Consider the following 4515-nt stretch of genomic DNA (forward strand, 5'->3'; position numbering starts at 1 on the left):
GCCGTTCAGCCTCGGTCTAACTCTCAGGGGGAATGGCATATCTCGGATTAAATCCCATGCCGCTCATTCACATCCACCACGCGTGGGGTCCCCGTGTCGGCTGCGACCACAGCCGCCTCGACGGCCTGTCGAATCCACTCGCCTGTCGACAGCTCACGGGCGGACGCGAGCGCCCTGACCCGCTCGAGCACGTCGACGGGCAGTCGAACGCTGAATCCGGCCATCCGCTCACTGGCGGGACGAGTGTCCTCGGACTCCCAGCATCCAGTCGCCGGGTCCATCGCGACCTCGTTGTTGTCGTAGTACTCGCGCAATTCGTTCAGCTTTTCAGGGTTCATTTCACTTCGCATTCTTGTTGAAAACCTTGCGCTGGTTCGGCGTCATGTCATATGCGGTGACGATGTAAGAACGACCGTCGACCGCTTCGGCCAAGACGACGAACAGGTACCGTCCTGCGGTCGTTCGCCCGAACAACAGTGTGGTCTCGTCGCGCCCCGGCTGAAGGTAGCGGGGCCGCAGGGTCGCTTGTTCGACCTCGCTCGGGGTGACGCCGTGGGCGGCAATGTGGGCCTCGCTCTCGTCAGTCCAGTGGATTTCGAGCACGGGACCAGTGTAGTACGCGGTGTACTACACATGCTCCCGATCGACTGAGGTCAGGATTCGAGGCGGGCTCGGATGGTGGTGAGGCGTTCTTGGAGTTCGTGCTCGTCGATGATGCCGCGTGTCACGAGGGAATGGGCCAGGGCGACGAGCTGGTTCTCGGGGTAGGGGAGGCTGGAATAGAGGGTCGCCGAGAGGGCGTCTTCTTCGTCGCGTCTGCGCTGGAAATTCGGGATGTCGGCGTCGCATCGGGCGTGGTCGAGGGCGTCGCAGATGCCGTCGAGGCTGGTTTTCCACGGCGGGACGGGGTTGCTGACACCGTAGGCGGCGGCCATTCGCGGCCATACCTGGTTGCGTTCGACGATGGCTTTCAGCGGCTCGATGTCGTGGGGCGTACTCAGTGTCCGCTCCCTTGCTCGCTGACCGGGTGGATGGCAGGACGGGTCGCGGTGATCACGTTCGTGGTCACGCCCGGCTTGGGCAGGGCGACGCCGATCAGACAGTCGCGGGTGAGGATTTCCGTGAGCTGACCTTCGTCCCAGCCGTCGGTACCCGCGGGGCGAAGTGGCATCACCATGAAGCGGTGCTTCTGGTTCGAGTCCTGCACGCGCACCGCGACATCCTCGGGCAGGGTGAGGCCGAACTCGGACAGCACCTGGCGTGGCCAGCGGACCATGCGCCGCCGGTAATTGGGCGTGCGATACCACTCGGGTGAATTGCCCAGGATCGGGCGCGGATAGCACGAACACAAGGCGCACACGATCACGTTGTGCAGGGTGGGGGTGTCTTCGAGGATCGAGAACGCCGTGAAGTCGCTCGGTGTGCCGAAACCTGTCGGCTCGAGCCAATCCACGCCGACTTCCTTGCTCGCGGTCATCGGTTCGGCGAGCGCGAGCGCCTTGAAACCGGGATCGAGCCAGGACTTGGCTACCAGGCGCGCGGCGGGCGTCGGGCCGATCTGTTCGGCGAATTCGGTGAATCGCCGGTGTTCCTCGGCGGTGAAGATTCCCTTTTCGATGCACAGCTCACGCAGTGCGATCTCCAGCACTTCGAAATCGGTGATCTCGTCGACCATCGGTGCGACGGTACGTTCGTGATCGTGGTCGTGGCCGGTCATGGAGTCCTTTCCCGATCAGGTATCAGTTCGCCGGGCTGAGCCACCGCTCGGGGATCTCGGTGCGTAGTACGTCGGTGCCGATCCCGGTGTAGGTGTCCCACAGTCTTGACAGGTCGAACTCGACGACATAGAACCACTCGGGCTTCGCGTCGTGCCGGTCCCAGGTCTCGTCCTCGGGGGCCGGGCTTTCGTAGGCGAGCGCGGCGATCTCCCCGACCGCACCGCGAACGTATTCCGGCGTGCGGGTGTAGAACAGCGCGGGCAGTTCCCGCACGAGCACCTGATCGCCGACCCGGAATCTCGCCGCGCCCGCACGACCCGCGAACACCTGCGGATCGCCCTTGCCGACCGCGTCGAGGTGATGACTGTTGCGCTTGACCCGCGAGCCGTCCCCCGCGAACTTCGGCTCGGCCGTCGGCGTTCTCCCGGCCAGTCCGCCCTCGTAGCGCGCCTTGACCTCGAGCATGCGCTCACTCAGTTCGGTCAGCCCGATGTGCTGCTTCTCGGCCAGAACCCGCGCGACCGCGAGCAGCCACCTGCCGTAGTACGGAAGGCCGAGGTACATGGTGCGTCCGAGGTCGACATTGCCGATCCGGCGCCGCTCCTCGGACAGCCAGATCCCCCGCCAGGCCAGCACCTCGCAGATCACATAGGTGTTGTGCTCCCACGTCTCGTACTGCTTGTTCTCGTAGATGATGGGGGCGTCGGGCTCACCGCCCACATCGTGGTCGGTCTTCAGATACGCCCACAGACGTGCGTGGTCGAGGAGGTCGGGAGCCGGTGCATCGGGAAGCTCGGGATAGGAGGACTTGAGCCGGGCAACCAGATCCAGCGCGGCCGCACGATCTTCCGCCGTACTCATGGCGAGTCCCTTCGTCGCGCGGAGACAACGAGTTCCTTGCACCAAATCTAGGGCCCCATACTGCGAAGGTAAAGAGTGATCAGCTGATCGGGAGGCCGAGTTAGGGCAGGCTGACCTGGGACTGAGGCATGGTCTCGGGATAGGGTTTCGGTGGCGGAGTACCACCGCAGGTGAGGACAGACTAGGAGAACGGCAGTGCCGTACATCATCGCTGAACCGTGCGTTGACGTGAAGGACAAGGCGTGCATCGAGGAATGCCCCGTGGATTGCATCTACGAGGGTGGTCGCATGCTGTACATCCAACCCGACGAGTGCGTTGACTGTGGTGCGTGTGAGCCGGTCTGCCCGGTGGAGGCGATCTTCTACGAGGACGACACCCCGGACCAGTGGAGCGGTTACATCAACGCCAACGTCGACTTCTTCGACGAACTGGGTTCGCCCGGTGGCGCCACCAAGGTGGGCAAGGTCGACTTCGACCCGGCCTTCATCAAGGCGCTACCCCCCATGGCAGAAGAATGAGGGTCAGCAGCCTGCTGCCCGATTTTCCCTGGGACACGATCGCCGCGGTCAAGCAGAAAGCGGCGGCGCATCCCGATGGGCTCGTCGACCTGTCCGTCGGCACCCCGGTCGACCCGGTCGATCCGCTGATCCAGGCGGCATTGCACTCGGTCGCCGCGGTGCCCGGCTACCCGACCACGCACGGCACCCCTGAGCTGCGCGCCGCCGCCGTCGCTGCGCTGGCCCGCCGGTTCGGGGTCACCGGCGTCGACGAGGCGGCCGTGCTGCCCGTGATCGGCACCAAGGAGCTCATCGCCGGGCTGCCGCGCCTGCTCGGCCTCGGCGCCGACGATCTGGTGGTGATCCCCGAGATCGCCTACCCGACCTACGAGGTCGGCGCGCTGCTGGCGGGTTCGAAGCCGTGGCGCGCGGACGGTCTCACCCAGATCGGCCCGCAGAACCCGGCACTGATCTTCGTGAACTCGCCGTCGAACCCGACCGGCAAGGTGCTCGGCCTCGAGCACCTGCGCAAGGTGGTCGCGTTCGCCCGCGAGCGCGGCGCGATCGTCGCCTCCGACGAGTGCTACCTGGGCCTGACCTGGGAGGGCGAGGCCCTCTCGATCCTCGACCCGCGCGTGTGCGATGGCGACCACACCGGTCTGCTGGCGATCCACTCGCTGTCGAAGACCTCGAATCTGGCCAGCTACCGCGCCGGATTCGTCGCGGGCGACCCGGAACTGGTCGCCGAACTGCTCGAGGTGCGCAAGCACTCCGGCATGATGCTGCCGTTCCCGATCCAGGCCGCGATGACCGCCGCGCTCAGCGACGACGAGCACGAGGCGGAGCAGCGCGAACGGTACCGCGCGCGTCGCGAGATCCTGCGAAAGGCATTGCAGCAGGCCGGTTTCCGGATCGATCACTCCGACGCCGGGCTCTACCTGTGGGCCACCCGCCGCGAACCGTGCCGGGTCACCCTGGACTGGCTCGCCGAGCGTGGAATCCTCGCCGCCCCCGGCGATTTCTACGGTCCGCGCTCGCCGGAACACGTGCGCATCGCGCTCACCGCGACCGACGAACGGGTGGCCGCCGCGGCCGAACGCCTGGTCTGACCTACCGCTTCCGCAAACCCCGGGCACTCTCGTGCCCGGGGTTTCGTTTGTTCGAAACGCGTCTCTTTCGATGAAAGTCTCGGTATAACAGGTTCTCATTGCAGTCTCGATGAGGAGTCGCTCGGTGCGTGAGTTCTTGTATGAAAAGCCAGGTCAAAACCGATACGCCGGGGGCATGTCCCGCCGCGGGTTCCTAGCTGCAACAGGTTTCACGTTAGGCGCGGTCGCGCTGGGCAGCCGGGCGATCGCCGCCGCCGCCCCCGCGGCCGACGGCGACAAGGTGCCCGCCCTGGTGATCGGCAGCGGGTACGGCGGCTCGGTCGCCGCGC

General features: G+C 65.8%; 7 protein-coding genes. 2 read left to right on the top strand and 5 right to left on the bottom strand.

Annotated elements, in window-relative coordinates; translation table 11 throughout:
• Positions 1-47 precede the first annotated feature (47 nt).
• The 5 genes from ACFWPJ_RS07720 to ACFWPJ_RS07740 form a co-directional block, all read right to left on the bottom strand.
• A complete protein-coding gene (locus ACFWPJ_RS07720; RefSeq protein ID WP_378848519.1) occupies positions 48-338 on the bottom strand; it encodes a ribbon-helix-helix protein, CopG family in 291 nt (96 codons plus the stop codon).
• 1 nt (position 339) lies between these two features.
• A complete protein-coding gene (locus ACFWPJ_RS07725; RefSeq protein ID WP_378848522.1) occupies positions 340-603 on the bottom strand; it encodes a hypothetical protein in 264 nt (87 codons plus the stop codon).
• A gap of 50 nt (positions 604-653) precedes the next feature.
• Positions 654-935 carry a thiocyanate hydrolase gene (locus ACFWPJ_RS07730; RefSeq protein ID WP_378848524.1) on the bottom strand — a complete coding sequence of 94 codons (282 nt, stop codon included), beginning with the start codon at positions 933-935 and terminating at the stop codon, positions 654-656.
• Between the two features lie 62 nt (positions 936-997).
• Complete coding sequence (gene scnC / locus ACFWPJ_RS07735) at positions 998-1717, bottom strand: thiocyanate hydrolase subunit gamma (protein ID WP_378848527.1); 720 nt, start codon at positions 1715-1717, stop codon at positions 998-1000.
• A 22-nt stretch (positions 1718-1739) separates the two neighbouring features.
• Positions 1740-2579, bottom strand: coding sequence for an SH3-like domain-containing protein (locus ACFWPJ_RS07740; protein WP_378848529.1), 840 nt, complete (start codon positions 2577-2579; stop codon positions 1740-1742).
• Positions 2580-2774: 195 nt separating this feature from the next.
• Between ACFWPJ_RS07740 and fdxA the strand changes: the two genes are divergently transcribed.
• Entirely contained in the window at positions 2775-3098 is a 324-nt protein-coding gene (gene fdxA, locus ACFWPJ_RS07745) for a ferredoxin (RefSeq protein ID WP_189026332.1), read from the top strand.
• The gene (gene dapC / locus ACFWPJ_RS07750) at positions 3095-4186 is read left to right on the top strand and encodes a succinyldiaminopimelate transaminase (protein WP_378848531.1); all 1092 of its coding nucleotides are present in this window, start codon (positions 3095-3097) and stop codon (positions 4184-4186) included. The genes fdxA and dapC overlap by 4 nt, the downstream gene beginning before the upstream one ends.
• The last annotated feature ends 329 nt before the right edge of the window (positions 4187-4515 follow it).

Source organism: Nocardia sp. NPDC058497, from assembly GCF_042720195.1.
GTDB lineage: Bacteria > Actinomycetota > Actinomycetes > Mycobacteriales > Mycobacteriaceae > Nocardia.

What these genes read in the sequence shown, in the direction of transcription:
- scnC (WP_378848527.1), bottom strand. Translation starts at nt 1,717, where the DNA reads ATGACCGGCCACGACCACGATCACGAACGTACCGTCGCACCGATGGTC.
- ACFWPJ_RS07720 (WP_378848519.1), bottom strand. Translation starts at nt 338, where the DNA reads ATGAACCCTGAAAAGCTGAACGAATTGCGCGAGTACTACGACAACAAC.
- ACFWPJ_RS07740 (WP_378848529.1), bottom strand. Translation starts at nt 2,579, where the DNA reads ATGAGTACGGCGGAAGATCGTGCGGCCGCGCTGGATCTGGTTGCCCGG.
- ACFWPJ_RS07730 (WP_378848524.1), bottom strand. Translation starts at nt 935, where the DNA reads ATGGCCGCCGCCTACGGTGTCAGCAACCCCGTCCCGCCGTGGAAAACC.
- dapC (WP_378848531.1), top strand. Translation starts at nt 3,095, where the DNA reads ATGAGGGTCAGCAGCCTGCTGCCCGATTTTCCCTGGGACACGATCGCC.